Source organism: Curtobacterium pusillum, assembly GCF_007673235.1.
In the GTDB taxonomy this organism is placed as follows: Bacteria; Actinomycetota; Actinomycetes; order Actinomycetales; family Microbacteriaceae; genus Curtobacterium; species Curtobacterium pusillum_C.
On the sequence record NZ_VDZH01000007.1, the window covers coordinates 69,172 to 82,782 of the forward strand.

Below are 13,611 nucleotides of genomic sequence, written 5' to 3' on the forward strand. Positions count from 1 at the left end.
GCCCTTCCATGCCGTCACGCCGCCGCGCCCTCCTGGCCGCCGCCTCCGCCCTCGTCGTCCTCGCCGTGGCCACCGGGTGCAGCGCCGGCGGCGCGCCGCAACAAGCCGGCACCGCCGCAGCCGGCACCGCGGACTCCGCGACGAGCGCGACGGACCCGGCCACGAGCCTCCAGGCCATCGCCCCCGTCACCGACGCGAAGTCCGTCACCGGCGCGAGCACCGCGACCCTGACGACCGACCTGCCGCCGAAGGCGAGCACGGTCGACGAGCCGGAGCTGCCCGTCACCGTCACGGACAACCAGGACACGGAGGTCACCGTGACGAGCGCGGACCGCATCCTCGCGCTCGACGTCTACGGCACGCTGTCGTCGACCGTGTACGGCCTCGGCCTCGGCGGGAACCTCGTCGGACGCGACGTCTCCACCGGGTTCGCCGGTACCGAAGAGCTGCCGCTCGTCACCCAGAACGGCCACGAGCTCTCCGCCGAGGCGATCCTCGCGCTCCGTCCCACCGTGCTGCTCACGGACACCTCGCTCGGCCCCTGGGACGTCGTCCTGCAGATCCGGAAGGCGGGGATCCCGGTCGTCGTCGTGGACTCGCACCGGGACACCTCGAACACCGACCGGATCATCGACCAGGTCGCGACGGCGCTCGGCGTGCCCGAGACGGGTGCGCGACTGGTCGACGAGGTGCACGAGCAGCAGGAGGCCGTCGCCGCGCAGGTCGCGCGCATCGCCCCGCAGTCGAAGGCGGACAAGCTCCGGATGGTCTTCCTGTACGTGCGGGGGAACGCCGGCATCTACTACCTCTTCGGCCAGGAGTCCGGCGCGGACTCGCTCATCGACGCGGTCGGCGGGCGGGACATCGCGACGGAGCAGGACTGGAAGGGCATGCGGCCGGTGAACGCCGAAGCGCTCGTCGCCATGCAGCCCGACCTCGTGATCATGATGACGAAGGGCCTCGAGTCGGTGGGTGGCGTCGACGGGCTGCTGCAGCGGGTCCCCGCGATCGCGAAGACCCCGGCCGGGCAGCACCGCCGCATCGTGGACATGGCCGACACGACGGTGATGAGCTTCGGGCCGCGCACGCCCGAGATCGTGGCCGCGCTGGCAGCGGCGATCTACGCTCCGGAGCGGTCGCGATGACCGGTCTGGAGGCGCGGGTCGCGCCCGCCCCGAACGTCGCGGTCCCACCGCCGGTTGCGTCCAGGTCACGGGTCGGCCGGATCACGTTGCTGACGGTCGGGCTGGTGGTGGCGCTCGTCGTCGCCACGCTCGTGTCGGCGAGCGTCGGCCAGCTCGGGATCTCCCCGGCCGAGGTGCTCCGCACCGTCGGACGCTCGATCGGACTGCCGGTCGCCGGACCCTCGGACGACCTCGTCACGCAGGCGCTCTGGACGATCCGGTTCCCTCGGGTCGTCATGGCGCTCCTGATCGGCGCCGCGCTCGCCGCGGCCGGGGTGCTCATGCAGGCGGTGTTCGCGAACCCGCTGGCGGACCCGGGGGTCGTCGGCGTCTCGGGAGGCGCCGCCTTCGGAGCCTGTGCCTCGATCGTGTTCGGCCTGCAGTTCGCCGGGTACTGGACGACCCCGCTGATGGCGTTCGCCGCCGGACTCGTCGCGACGATGCTCGTCTACGGACTGTCCCGCGCGGGCGGACGCACCGAGGTCGTCACACTCCTGCTGACCGGCATCGCGGTGAACGCCTTCACGGGGGCGGGGCTGGCGTTCCTCACCTTCCTCGGCGACCAGCAGGCCCGCGAGCAGATCGTGTTCTGGCAGCTCGGGTCCCTGAACGGCTCGATGTGGGACCAGGCGGCGGCGATCGCCCCGGTCGTCGGACTCGGGCTCGCCGGCTCCGTCGTGCTCACCCGCTCCCTCGACCTGCTGTCGCTCGGGGACCGGGCCGCACGGCACGTCGGGGTCCGGGTCGAGGCCGTCCGGATCGTCGCGATCGTCGTCGTCGCACTGCTCGTCGGGGCAGCGGTCGCGTTCGCGGGGATCATCGCGTTCGTCGGACTCGTCGTCCCGCACCTCATGCGGATGCTCATCGGCCCGGCGCACGGCCCGCTGCTGCTCGTCTCGACCCTCGGCGGCGCACTGCTCCTGACGATCGCGGACCTGCTCGCCCGGACGCTCGTGCCGTACGCGGACCTGCCGATCGGCATGCTCACGTCGCTCGTCGGTGGCCCGTTCTTCTTCTGGCTCCTGCGCCGCGCACGCCGACGGTCGGGAGGCTGGGCATGACCGGCGCGACCGGCGTGACCGTCAGCGGCCTCGGCGTGGTCGTCGGGCGCCGCGCACTGCTCACCGACGTCGACCTGGTCGTCGAGCGCGGCGAGGTGCTCGCCCTCGTCGGGCCGAACGGTGCCGGTAAGTCCACGCTGCTCCGGGCGATCGCGGGCGACGTCGACCACACCGGCACGGTCACGGTCGACGGGGTGCCGGCCGGGTCCGAGCCGCCGATCGCCACCGCCCGGCGCCGCGCGGTGCTCGAACAGGAGCACGCCGTCGCGTTCGGGTTCCGGGTCGGCGAGGTCGTCCGGATGGGGCGGGCGCCCTGGCGCGGGACCGACCGCGCCGAGGACGACGACCGGGTCGTGGCACGCGTGCTCGACCAGGTGGAGCTCGCCGACCGCATCGACCAGACGTTCCCCTCGCTGTCCGGCGGGGAGCGCGCACGGGCGTCCTTCGCCCGGATCACCGCGCAGGAGACACCCGTGCTGCTGCTCGACGAGCCCACCGCGGCGCTCGACCTGCGCCACCAGGAGGGCGTGCTCCGGATCGCCCGCGCGCACGCCGCCGCCGGGGGAGCGGTCGTCGTGGTCCTGCACGACCTCACCCTCGCCGGGGCGTACGCCGACCGGGTCGCGATGCTCGCCGACGGCCGGTTGGTCGCGGACGGCACCCCGGACGAGGTCCTCACCGCCGAACGGATCAGCACCGTCTACCGGCACCCCGTCACCGTCCTGCCGGACCCGCACTCCGGAACCCCCGTCGTCGTCCCCACCCGCCAGGAGGCCGTCCAGTGACCACCCGAACCCACCGTCCGCTCCGCGCCGCGCTCGCCGGGGTGCTCGTCGCCGCGGCCTCCGGTGCGCTCCTGCTCGCCGGAGCCGCGCCCGCCGCGGCAGCGGGCCGGGTCAGCGTCGCGATCGAGGGCCACCCCGAGGTCACGAACCAGGTCGACTCCACCTACCTCACGACCCTGCGGCTGAACGGCTCCGGGTTCCAGGGCATCAAGAACGGGTACGGCGGCATCTACGTCGCGTTCGGCACCGTCGCCGGCACCTGGCAGCCGAGCAAGGGCGGCGCCACGGGCGTGAACTACAGCTACGTCCCAGACGACGAGTCGAACCCCACCGGGTACCTGGACTTCGTCGCGTTCGAGGGCAGCTCCACCGGCTACGCGGCGAACGGCGGCACCGTGGACTCGGCGACCGGCACCTGGTCGGCGACGCTCAAGGTACCCGGCTCCACGTTCCAGGCGCTCGACCGGAACGGCGCCGCGAGGACCGTCGACTGCGCGCGCGTGCAGTGCGGGATCATCACGATCGGCGCGCACGGGGTGTCGAACGCGAACAACGAGTCGTTCACGCCGGTCTCCGTGCAGAACCTCTACGGCACGGGCGGCACGCTCGCCGGGGGTGCCGGGCCGGCCACGGGGCAGACGCAGGCCGGCGCGACGGAGGCGGGTCGTGCCTCCAGTCCGTCCGCCGCTGCGACGCCGGGGGCGGGAGCGTCCGCTCGGGCGACGACGGCACCGAGTGCGTCCGCGACCGCCTCGGCGACCAACGCCCCGACTGCGACGCCGACCGCGGTCGCCGCGGCTGCCGGCGTTGATGCCGGTGGCATCGATCCGAGCGTGCTGCGCATCGTGGTCGGCGGGCTCGCCGCACTCGTCGTCGCGGTCGCGGCGCTCGTCGTCTTCGCGATCGTGCACGCCCGCCGGGCGGCACGACGCACTGAGGAGTCGGGGTCCACAGGGGGCACCCGCACTGCAACACCAGTCAACAACTGAGAGGGAACACCATGGCAAGAACCATGCGCACGTTCGGCGTCACGCTCGCGGCAGGGGTCGCGGCGATCGGGCTGGCCGTCCTGCCGGCCGTCAGCGCCTCGGCCGCGACCGCGGTCACGAACGACTTCGGCGCGAGCCTGTCCGTCAGTGGACCGGCGTCGGTCGTCACCGACGGCAGCGGCGCGGTGAACGGCGTCGGGAGCGGCACCGTGACGGTCACCGGCGACGGCTTCGACGGCAACGCCCAGGGGCGCGGCTTCGGCGTGTACGTCGTGTACGGCCCCAAGGAAGCGGACTACTTCACCAACTCGGGCTGGTTCGGGTCGGCGCAGTGGGTCTCGAAGAGCGCGTTCTCGGCCTCCGGCGGGTTCACCACCACGCTGAACGTCGCGAAGAGCTACACCGCCGACCCGCACCACACCGGCGACGCGGCGGCGACCGTGAACTGCGACTACGACGCCACCAAGACGAAGGCCGCGAACACCGCTCTCGGCCAGTACCAGTGCTTCGTCCAGACGTTCTCGGCGCACGGCGTCGCGAACGACCCCGCCGAGCTCGACGAGGTCCAGGTCCCCGTCAACTGGTGACCCTCGGCCCTGGGCGGCGAGCCGCCGTCCAGGGCACCCCCCTTCTTCCGCCCCGATCCACCCGATCCCACCCGAGGAACCCATGCACACCCAGACCCGACCGCCACTGCACCTCCGTGTGCTCGGCGTCACCGTCGCCGCGATCATCGGCCTGACGTCGGCCATCGTCGGCACGGTCCCCGCCGTCGCCGCGGGCTCCGGCGCCTCCATCGTCTCCGGAGGCACGCTGGACTGGGGGTTCAAGAAGTCGTTCCGGAACTACGTGCCCGCGGCCGGCCAGTCCGCGACGGACGGTGCCACGAAGCAGAGTGACGGCACGTTCCGGTTCACCGCGGCTGACGGCACCTACGACGCGAGCACCCGGAAGCTCACCGTGAACGGCTCCGGCAAGGTCGTGTTCGACTACCGAGCCCACACGTTCGTCATCACGCTGAGCGACCCGACGATCGAGCTCACGCCGACCTCGGGCACGCTGACCGCGGGGGTGGACGTGCGGCTCGTGGACCCCACCACGGGCGCCACGACCTCGGACCCGGGCAGCAAGCGCATCGCCTTCGCCACGATCGACGTCACGAAGGGCACCCGGGCGGTGACCGCGGGCGACTACTCGTGGACCGACCTGCCGACCACGATCACGGCGGCGGGCGCTGCGGCGTTCGCGGCGGACATCACCGGCGGGAGCAACCCGACGCAGTTCTACTCGGCGGGCACCGCGCTCGACCCGCTGTCCGTGCACGTCACGGGCGGTTGGCCGGCCGAGGGATCGGACCCCGACGAGCAGTTCAGCGAGCCGGGCGTCCAGGGCCTCGTGAGCACGGGTGTGCAGACCACCGCCGGTGACACCACCATCGGGCGGGTGACGACCGTCCTCCGCGACACGAAGCACGGTCTGGTCGTCGTCCAGGTCCCCGCTGCCGGAACCGCCAAGGCCAGTTACCTGGTGCTGGACGACGACGGCAAGCGGGTCGCCGGGCCGATCGACCCCGGCGTCGCGACCTCGAGGCCGAGCATCGACCCGTCCACCGGCAACATCGTCGCCACCGCCTCGCTGCCCGCCGCGGAGTTCGGCGGTACGGGTGCGAACGTGCAGGGCTACGTCGTGGTCGAGCGCGGCACCGACGCCGCCTACCGGAACGTCGTGCACGTGAAGCCCTCGGTGGCCGTGCCCGCCGCGAAGGCGTTCGCGGTCGACCCCACCGACGGATCGATCGTCGCGCAGATCGCCCCCGCGGCGAACGGCGGTTCCGCCGGACTGCAGCGCGTGGCCGCCACCGACTCGGGCACGTCGAACCCGATCGGCGCCAGCCCCGCCGGCGGCACCGTCCGTGCCGTGACCCGGACCGCGACGCTGATCGGCTCGGTCGCCGGGACGATCAGCTCGGTCGGTGTCGACTGGAGCGGGAAGCGTGCCGTGTCGTTCGACCAGGGCGCCGCGCTCGCACGGGTCGTCGACCTCACCAGCGGTGCCCTCGTCGCCGACGTGTCGATCGGTGCGGCGGCGACCTCGGCCGCTGCCGGCGGGACCGTCGTCGACTCGCAGGGACGGGCGTGGTGGAGCAACGACGGTGACGGGAAGCTCCGCGCCGTCGCACTCCGGGGCACCCCGGCAGTGACGACCACGATCGACCGGGACGGCGGCGCCGCGTTCCTCGCCGTCGACGAGTCCGCGAAGCGTCTCTGGGTCGCAGCCCCCGGCAGCGCCGACGCCGGGAACGTCCTCCGCGCCTACCCGATCGACGGCAGCACTGCTCGCACCGTCGTGGCCGAGTACGCGCCGGGCAACAACTACACGGGCGACCCGTTCGTCCTCACCGCCGACGGCCGTGCGGTCCTCGGCGTGACGAACACCGCGACGGACCCCGCCGGCCAGGGCCTCCGCACGTTCGCTGTCGTCACGACGCCGGCGTTCACGAAGCAGCCCGCCGACGTCGCGGTCACCCTGACCGGCGCGACGAAGGCCGCGGACGGCACCGTGAGCGGCGCGACCCCGGCCGAGGTCCGTTTCACGGCCACGACGACGGGCTCGCCGACACCGACGCTCCAGTGGCAGAAGCAGACCCCCTCCGGCTGGGCCGACCTGCAGGACGGCGGGTCCGTGTCCGGCGCGACGACCTCCACGCTGCGGATCACCGCGACCGAGGCGCTGGACGGCGACCGGTACCGGGCCATCGCGACGAACGGCATCGGCGACACGGTCATCGGTCGGGTCGCGTCGAGCACCGCCACCCTGCGCGTCACCGTGCAGGAGCCGACCGCCCCGACCGACCCGGGCGGCACCGGTGGCTCGACCGTCGTCGGCGCGGACGGATCGATCACGGGAGCGAAGAACGCCCGCGGCGCCTCGACCAACGTCAAGCCGGCGACCGGACTGACGACCACCGCGGCCGGCAGCACGCTGACCGTCAAGGGATCGGCGTTCTCGAAGAACACGAACGGCTCCGGGCTCTACGTGCTGTTCGGCTACGTCACGAAGTACCCCAGTGCCGGCGGTGCCGCGGGCAACGGCTACGACTACATCCCCGGCGGTGGGAGCGGTGGTCAGGACGGGCAGGGCTTCGTCGCCTGGCCGGACAACACCGGCACGGGAGCAGCGGCGACCGCGAAGTTCAGCGGGACGGCGAACGCCGGGTTCACGCAGTCCGGCGTCGTCGCGAAGGCCGCGTTCACCGGGCAGTCGACGAAGCGCGTGGACTGCCTGTCGGGTGCCGTGCAGTGCGGCATCATCACGATCGGCGCGCACGGGGCCCAGGACGCCGCCCTCGAGACGTTCACCCCGGTGTACTTCGCCGGGCAGACCGTCCCCGGCGCACTGCCGACCGGCCCGACGAGCGGTGGCGGCAACGGTGGCACCACGGTCATCCAGCCGCCCGTGGTCCAGATGCCCCCGGCCGCGAGCGCGCCGACGATCCGGAACGCCGCGGTCACCGCTCCGCAGGCGAAGAACCCGAACTCGGCCAAGGCGCCGGCGGCCGCCGCGCCGCCGACCGCCCCGGCAGCGGACTCGGATGACCTCCAGCGCAAGATCGACGCGGGTGAGATCGACGTCGTGTCGGCGTCCGACGCGGGACTGCCCGAGGAGGTCCGTGCCGGCGACGAGCTCGCCCTCTCGCTGGCCTGGTCCGGCGAGGACACCGGCGGCACCGCGTGGACGTACTCCGAGCCGGTGCAGGCGGGCGACTTCACGGTCGCCGACGGCACGGCCACGGGCACGGTCGACACGGCGGGCCTGTCGGAAGGCGGGCACCACGTCGTCCTCGTCGGTGACCGCGGCACGATCGTCGCGGTGCCGTTCACGGTGTCGGGCGCTTCCGCTGCCGCCACGACGGACGGGTCCGAGGCACAGGTCGCCGCGGCCTCGACGACGGACGGGTCCGGCGGCGGGATGTCGACCGAGACCCTGCTGCTCGTCGTGATCGGGTTCCTGGCCGGGCTCGTGGTCCTCGCGATCGGGCTGGTCGTGCTGCTCCTGACGGGTGTGCTGCAGGTCCGGACCCGGAGGAGGGCACCGGTGCCGGCCGCCGGGTGACCAGGTTCGGTTCCGCGTACGACCGTTCCGGTTCACGATCCTCGGGGATCGTGGACCGGGACGGTCATCTCCGCACCCGGAAACGCGGTCCCACCGGACCGGAGGCGCGGTCAGCGCCCGGCGAGCGCGGCCAGGAACGTCGCCTCGGCCAGGGCCATGTGCTCGATCTCCGAGGGGTCGACGCTCTCGTCCGGGGCGTGCACGTTCGCCGCGGGCTCGGACACCCCCGCGAGGATGACCTCGACCCCGGGGATCGCCCGCTCGAACGTCGCACAGAGCGGGATCGAGCCGCCGCCGCCGAGCGAGCCCACCGACGGCACCTCGTACGACGACGCGAGCGCGGCCCTGAACGCCTCCGAGTACGGGCCCGCGGTCGCGGAGAACCCCGGGCCGCCGCCGACGACCCGCGCCGTGACCTCGACCCCGGCCGGTGCCCGCCGCTCCAGGTGCGCCACGAGCAGCGCACCCGCCGCGACGGGGTCGACGCCCGGCGGCACCCGGAGGTTGAGCGCAGCGCCCGCAGCGGCCTGCACGGACGGCGAGGACCCCGCGACGGCCGGCGCGTCGATCCCCACGATCGTCACCGCCGGCCGTGCCCAGACCTGGGATGCCGGATCCCCGGATCCGATCGGCACGGCGCCGTCGAGCATGCCGGCGTCGGACGCGAACCGTCCGGCGTCGTAGGGGAGCCCGTCCCAGGTGCCGGAGGCGTCGAGCCCGTCGATGGTCGTGTCGCCCGCGTCGTCCCGGAGCGAGGCCAGGAGCGACACGAGGGTGGCGAGGGCATCGGGTGCGGCGCCGCCGAACATCCCCGAGTGCACGTTGCCGCGCAGTGCCCGGACCCGGAGCTCCACACCCGCGGTGCCCCGGAGTGAGGTGACCAGCGCGGGCACCCCGGCAGCGGCGTTCCCGGCGTCCATCACCACGGCGGCGTCGACCCCGGCGAAGGAGTCGGCGTGCGCGGCGACGTAGTCCTCGAGGCCGTCGGTCGGCTGCTCCTCCGAGCCCTCGACGACCACGACGAGCCCGACCGGGAACGACCCGTGCACGTCGCGCAGCGCCCGGAGTGCGACGAGGTGCGTGACGATCCCGCCCTTGCAGTCCGCCGCGCCGCGGCCGTACAGCCGGCCGTCCCGCGGGGTGAGGGTCCACGGATCGCTGGTCCACGCCTCCAGGTCGCCCGCGGGCTGCACGTCGTGGTGCGCGTAGAGCAGCACCGTCGGTGCTCCGGCGGGTGCGGGGGTGGAGGCGATGACCGCCTGCGAGCCGTCCGCGGTGGTGGCGAGCCGTGCCTCCAGGCCGAGGTCCGCGAACGCGTCCCGCACGGCGGAGGCGACCCGGCGGCAGTCGTCGAGCGACTGCACGGCCGGATCGTGCACGGACGGGATCGCGACGAGCGCAGCGAGGTCGTCGAGGCCTTCCGCCATCCGGTCACGGACCGCGGTGCGCAGGGAGGACGGGCTCACGAGCGGCCGATCTCCCAGATGCGGAAGAGTCCGGACGCGTCGACGGACTTCGACAGCCCGGTGAGCGACTTCTGCCCGATCACGTTCTCCTGCCCGGCGAGCAGCGGGATGAGCGGCACGGACTCGGCGGTGTCCTGCTGGATCTGCTCGATCTCGGCCTTCCGCTTCGTGATGTCCGGCTGAACGGCCTGGGACGCGACGAGCCCCTGCACCGTCGTGTCGTCGAACCCGTTCGCGAGCAGGTTCACGTCCGCCGAGCCGTACGCCGGGGTCAGGTACGACGACGCGTCCGGGTAGTCCTGGAAGAAGCCGAGCTGGAAGACGGGGTACTCGCTCTTGCCGACGTTGCCGACGTAGGTGTCCCAGCTCGCCGACTGCAGGTCGACCCGGAACAGCCCGGTGTCCTCGAGCTGCTCCTTGATGAGCGCGTACTCGTCGTCGGAGCCCGAGCCGTAGTGGTCGGTCGTGTACTCGATCGGCAGGGTCACCGGGGTGGTCACGCCGGCGTCCTGCAGGATCGACTTCGCGGAGTCCCCGGACAGGTCCTCGAACGCGTCCGTCGCCCCGGCGAACCCGGTCGGCACGATCGACCACGCCGGCGCGTAGGTGCCCTGGTAGACGTCCTTCGCGATCGCTGCCCGGTCGATCGACGCGGCGACGGCCTGCCGGATCGCCTGCTTCTCCGCGGCGTCCTTCCCGGGCATGGTGTCGAGGTTGAACGCCAGGAACCGGATCTCACCGGAGTTGCCCTGCACCCGCTGCAGCCCGTCGTCCTTCGACAGCGAGGTCACCTCGGTCGGCGTGAGCTGGCGGTACGCGACGTCCGCGTCGCCCTTCTGCACGGCGAGCTTGAGGTCGGCGGACTTCGTGTACTGCTTGATCGTCACGTGCTTCGTTGCCGGGGCGGAGCCGTCGAAGTGCTCGTTCGCGGTGAGGGCGATCGTCGCTCCGCTGTCGGCGGACTGCTCGAGCGCGTAGGGCCCGGAGCCGACGACGCCGGCGTTCGCGTGCACCTTCGTCTTCGAGAACACCTTCGAGTCGACGATCGCGCCCGCCATGCTCGCGAGCACGTACGGGAACGTCTGGTCGTTCGCCTGCTTCAGGGTGAACGTCACGGTGCTGCCGGACGCCGAGACCGAGGCCATGTTGGCGAGCAGCGAGCCCGGTCCGTTCGACGACCCGAGGGACACCTGGCGCTCGAACGAGAACACGACGTCCTTCGCGGTCACGTCGTCGCCGTTCGAGAACTGCAGCCCGTCGCGGATCTCGCACACGTAGTGGGTGCCGTCCGTGAAGTCGCAGGACTTCGCCACCTCGGGGCTCGTGGTGGTCTTCCCGGCCGGGTAGGTGAGCAGGTGCTGGTACAGCTGCGTCTGCACCGTGTAGCTGCCACGGTCCCAGGCACCCGCTGGGTCGAGGGAGGTGACGACGTCGGTGGTGCCCACGACGAGGCCGTCCACGTCGGAGTCGGTCGACGAGCCGGTGTCGGCGCAGCCGGAGAGGACGGCGGCGACGGCCGCGGTGAGCGCGAGGGCGCTGATCAGTCGGGTCTTCATGGGTCCTGGGTCTGTGGGGAGGAGCGTCAGAGGGAGAAGCGGGGATGGGGTGCCCCGCCGGTCGCGAGGTCGGCGATCACGTCGCCGAGCAGCGGTGCGAACTTGAAGCCGTGGCCGGAGAACCCGGTCGCGACGGTGACGGGGCCCCGACGGTCGATGACGAAGTCCTCGTCGGGGGAGTTGTCGTACAGGCAGCTGATGAACGTCGGCTTCGACGCGTCGACCCCCGGCACGAAGCGCTCGACGTACGCCTGCAGCCGCGCGGCCTCGGCGGGTACTGGCGTGAAGTCGCGGTGGTCCGGGTCGACGACCGGTCCCGTCCCGTGGAACCCGACCTTGACGCCCTCACCCGGGGTGAGCAGGCCGTACACGTCGTCGCCGTCGGCCCAGTGCACGAAGCTCGGCCAGGCCTCGTCCGGCAGGTGGCTGGGGAAGTGGGCGGGCTGCTCCTGGGTGACGCGGATGGCCGGGAGGCGCGCCCCGCGTTCCTCGAGCAGGTCACCGATCAGCGTGGGGGCCCACGAGCCCACCGCGGCCACCACAGACGCGGTGCGGACCGCCTCGGTGTCGCCGCCGGCGGCCGTCAGGGTGACGGTCACGGCGTCGCCGTGGTCCTGGAGGCCGGCGACCCGGGTGTCGAACCGGAGGTCGGCGAGCCCCGTGCGCTCGGCCAGGGTGAGGAAGAGCTCGATCGCCTCGGCGGAGCGGATGCGCCCGGCCGTGGCGTGCGTGAGGACGTGCCCCTCGAACGCGATGCCCGGCCAGCGGGCTGCTGCTTCGTCCGGGGTGAGGGTCTCGTGCGGGATGCCCGCGTCCGAGAGCGCCGCGGCGATGGCGTCGACGACCTCGGGCCGACCGTGGTCCACTGCGCCGGTCCGGTCGATCAGGGTCGTGTCGCCCGCGGCCTCGAGCGCTTCCCACAACTCCAGCGCGCGGATCGTCAGCGCGACGTACTCGGCATCGGCGTAGCCCTGTCGGAAGATCCGGGTCGCACCGTGCGAGGAGCCGAGGTGGTGCCCCCGCTCGTGCTGCTCGACCAGGAGGACGCGCTCGCCGCGGGCGGTCAGGGCGTACGCGGTCGCAGCGCCGACGACCCCGGCACCGATGACGACGTGGGTGGATGCGGGTGCGGTCGTGCTCATGCGGCTGCTCCTGCGCGTCGGGCGTCGGCTTCGCGGCGAGCGGGCATCAGCCCGACGACGTCCTGCTCGCTCGGGGCCTCGGCGGGGAAGCGCGCCGGGTCGTAGCGGCTCGCGTCGCCGAGCGTGGTCGTGCCCGTGACGCTGAGCTCGGCTGCGATCCGCCCGAGGCCCGGACCGTGCGTGACACCGGACTCGTTGTCGCCGCCGGCCACCACGAGCCCAGCGACCTCCGGGACGGCACCGACGATGAAGTTCCGGTCCGCGGTCATCGAGACGACGCCCTGCGTGGCGGTCTCGTCCGCCCCGAGGGCGCTCGCCGCGTCCGGCAGCAGCTTCGTCACGATCGGGTGCAGGGACTCGCGCATGGCGTCGAGCAGGTCGGGGCGGACCGGCCGGCGTGCGGGTTCGGTGCGGCGGTCGGCCCCGCTGACGAACAGCGGCTCGTACCCGCGGCCCGCGCCGTACGTCAGGCCGCCGCGGTGCTCCCGGATCCACAGTCCCTGCAGCTCGGGGAGCATCAGGGTCGGCAGGGTGCCCGGCAGGCCGAACGGCTTCGTCACCAGGCGGCTCGCGACCACCCGCACGGTCGGCAGCTCGCGCCCGAAGGGTGCGAGGAGGGTGTTCGTCCAGCTGCCGGCGGCGAGCACGACCCTCGCGGCGTCGATGACCTCGCCACTCGCGGTCCGGACGCCCGTGACGGAGCCGTCCCGTGCCTCCAGGCCGGTGACCGGGGTGTGCTCGCGGAACGCGACGCCGCGTGCGCGGAGTGCGCCGACGAGTGCCGCGGCCGTGTCGGGCGCGCTGATCTGGATGCCGTCGGGGTGGAAGAAGCCGGCCGTGACCGCGGACGGGTCGAGGCCCGGGACGAGGTCGGCGGCCTCGGCCGGGGTGAGCGTGCGTGCGCCCGCCGGGCGGAACCGGTGCTCCTCGAACGGCGGGATGTGGTCGGCGCGGCCCTCGTCGGTGACCGTCAGCCAGACGTTGCCGTTCTGGCGGTACCCCGTCGGGCCGTTCCCGGACTCGGCGAGGCGGCGGTAGAAGTCGATGCCGTACTGCTCGACGTCCCGTTCGGACTCGTTCCAGTACCAGGCGTAGCCGGCTGCCCAGAGGCCCACGAACCCGGCACCCGCGGTCGTCGTCCCGCCCGCTGCCGGGCCGCTGTCGACCACGACGACGCGCTGGCCGAGCTCGGCGAGGTGCCAGGCGGTGGAGAGGCCGATGATGCCGGCGCCGACGACGACGGTGGGGGAGGGCATGTCGCGATCGTAGTTGCGGTCCGTTTCCGACACGTGTCGTCGATGACGCCGTGTGACGC

Annotated in this window: 10 protein-coding genes; 6 read left to right on the forward strand and 4 right to left on the reverse strand. The window is 73.2% G+C overall.

Features of this window, described 5'->3' with window-relative positions; all coding sequences use genetic code 11:
- Positions 1–8: 8 nt before the first annotated feature.
- The 6 genes from FS532_RS17205 (at position 9) to FS532_RS17230 (ending at position 8,132) form a co-directional block, all read left to right on the forward strand.
- Positions 9–1,145 (forward strand): heme/hemin ABC transporter substrate-binding protein, encoded by a 1,137-nt coding sequence (locus tag FS532_RS17205; RefSeq protein ID WP_144757012.1) that lies wholly within the window; start codon positions 9–11, stop codon positions 1,143–1,145.
- The gene (locus FS532_RS17210; RefSeq protein WP_144757014.1) at positions 1,142–2,245 is read left to right on the forward strand and encodes a FecCD family ABC transporter permease; all 1,104 of its coding nucleotides are present in this window, start codon (positions 1,142–1,144) and stop codon (positions 2,243–2,245) included. Before FS532_RS17205 ends, FS532_RS17210 begins: the two co-directional genes overlap by 4 nt.
- The gene (locus tag FS532_RS17215; RefSeq protein ID WP_144757016.1) at positions 2,242–3,030 is read left to right on the forward strand and encodes a heme ABC transporter ATP-binding protein; all 789 of its coding nucleotides are present in this window, start codon (positions 2,242–2,244) and stop codon (positions 3,028–3,030) included. Before FS532_RS17210 ends, FS532_RS17215 begins: the two co-directional genes overlap by 4 nt.
- A complete protein-coding gene (locus FS532_RS17220; protein WP_144757018.1) occupies positions 3,027–4,019 on the forward strand; it encodes a hypothetical protein in 993 nt (330 codons plus the stop codon). The genes FS532_RS17215 and FS532_RS17220 overlap by 4 nt, the downstream gene beginning before the upstream one ends.
- 11 nt (positions 4,020–4,030) lie before the next feature.
- Complete coding sequence (locus FS532_RS17225) at positions 4,031–4,606, forward strand: hypothetical protein (RefSeq protein WP_144757020.1); 576 nt, start codon at positions 4,031–4,033, stop codon at positions 4,604–4,606.
- Between the two features lie 82 nt (positions 4,607–4,688).
- Positions 4,689–8,132, forward strand: a complete 3,444-nt coding sequence (locus FS532_RS17230; RefSeq protein ID WP_144757022.1) for an HtaA domain-containing protein — start codon at positions 4,689–4,691, stop codon at positions 8,130–8,132.
- A gap of 110 nt (positions 8,133–8,242) precedes the next feature.
- Here FS532_RS17230 and FS532_RS17235 read toward each other — a convergent pair whose 3' ends face one another.
- Genes FS532_RS17235 through FS532_RS17250 form a run of 4 tightly spaced genes read right to left on the reverse strand, consistent with a single transcriptional unit; the run spans position 8,243 to position 13,552 of the window.
- On the reverse strand, positions 8,243–9,598 hold the full coding sequence (locus FS532_RS17235) for a M20/M25/M40 family metallo-hydrolase (RefSeq protein WP_144757024.1): 1,356 nt from the start codon (positions 9,596–9,598) through the stop codon (positions 8,243–8,245).
- The gene (locus FS532_RS17240) at positions 9,595–11,154 is read right to left on the reverse strand and encodes an ABC transporter substrate-binding protein (protein ID WP_144757026.1); all 1,560 of its coding nucleotides are present in this window, start codon (positions 11,152–11,154) and stop codon (positions 9,595–9,597) included. The genes FS532_RS17235 and FS532_RS17240 overlap by 4 nt, the downstream gene beginning before the upstream one ends.
- A 26-nt stretch (positions 11,155–11,180) precedes the next feature.
- The gene (locus FS532_RS17245) at positions 11,181–12,296 is read right to left on the reverse strand and encodes an FAD-dependent oxidoreductase (RefSeq protein ID WP_144757028.1); all 1,116 of its coding nucleotides are present in this window, start codon (positions 12,294–12,296) and stop codon (positions 11,181–11,183) included.
- Positions 12,293–13,552, reverse strand: coding sequence for an NAD(P)/FAD-dependent oxidoreductase (locus FS532_RS17250; protein ID WP_144757030.1), 1,260 nt, complete (start codon positions 13,550–13,552; stop codon positions 12,293–12,295). The genes FS532_RS17245 and FS532_RS17250 overlap by 4 nt, the downstream gene beginning before the upstream one ends.
- Positions 13,553–13,611 lie beyond the last annotated feature (59 nt).